3 protein-coding genes are annotated in these 960 nt (G+C 59.6%); all 3 read left to right on the top strand.

The window, feature by feature from the left end:
• Positions 1 to 217 (top strand): restriction endonuclease subunit S (locus VBE63_RS30250; protein WP_323686664.1); only part of this gene is annotated, 217 nt, incomplete at its 5' end.
• The gene (locus VBE63_RS30245; RefSeq protein WP_323686663.1) at positions 214 to 735 is read left to right on the top strand and encodes a zeta toxin family protein; all 522 of its coding nucleotides are present in this window, start codon (positions 214 to 216) and stop codon (positions 733 to 735) included. The genes VBE63_RS30250 and VBE63_RS30245, both read left to right, overlap by 4 nt.
• Positions 732 to 926: a hypothetical protein gene (locus VBE63_RS30240; RefSeq protein WP_323686662.1), complete on the top strand. Its 195-nt coding sequence runs from the start codon at positions 732 to 734 to the stop codon at positions 924 to 926. Before VBE63_RS30245 ends, VBE63_RS30240 begins: the two co-directional genes overlap by 4 nt.
• The last annotated feature ends 34 nt before the right edge of the window (positions 927 to 960 follow it).

Genomic DNA, 960 nt, shown 5'->3' with positions numbered 1-960 from the left:
CAGTGCAGGCAGTACCCGATATAACATAGGTCAAGAAACGCTGAGCGCAATAGTCGTCTTGATCCCTAGTCTTCCGGAACAACAAAAAATCGCCGCCTGCCTTTCCTCCCTCGACGCCCTGATCGCCGCCCAGGCGGACAAACTCAGCGCCCTCAAGACCCACAAGAAAGGGCTGATGCAGCAACTCTTCCCCAGCCCCGAGGCGCAGAACAGGTGACGGGCAAAAAGATCATCATCATTGCCGGCCCGAATGGGGCGGGAAAGACCACCTTCGCGCGTTCCTTTCTGCCTCAGGATGCTCAGTGCCCGCGTTTCATCAACGCCGATTTGATTGCCGCCGGGTTGTCGCCCTTTCAGCCCGAGGCGGCGGCCATCAAGGCGGGGCGATTGATGCTGGAAGAGATCGCGGCTTGCGTGCGCCGTGGTGACAGCTTTGCCTTCGAGACCACCTTGTCGGGATTGAGCTATGTGCAGAGAATCGATCAATGGCGGGCGGCGGGCTATCACATCAGCCTGTTTTTTCTGGCCTTGCCCAACGCCGAAACCGCCATCGCCCGGGTGGCCGAACGGGTGCGTCAGGGCGGACATGCGATTCCCGAGGCGGTCATTCGACGCCGCTTCGTCGCGGGACTCAACAACTTTGATCGGCATTACAAGCACAGCGTCCATACTTGGGCGAAGTACGACAATACCGAAGACCAGCCCGTCTTGCTGGGATGGGGAGAACACTCATGAAACCGCGCGATATTTCCCAAGCCAGGGATCCCGATCTGCGTGCCTCGCTCGGCGCCATGCAACGCGCCGCACAATCGGCCCGCAAGACCGCCATACAGACCGACACCGGCATCGTCATGGTTCGAGATGGTCAACTGGTGCGCGTCTCCGCAGACGAATTGCGGCAACAAATCACCGATGATGACCGATAGCGAAATCCGCCAAAAAGGCGGCCAACTGCTGGCG

Origin of the sequence: Lamprobacter sp., assembly GCF_034860625.1 — a bacterium.
Classification (GTDB): domain Bacteria; phylum Pseudomonadota; class Gammaproteobacteria; order Chromatiales; family Chromatiaceae; genus Lamprobacter.
The sequence above is the reverse complement of the archived record's forward strand: the minus strand, read 5'-3'. Positions and strand labels throughout refer to the sequence as shown.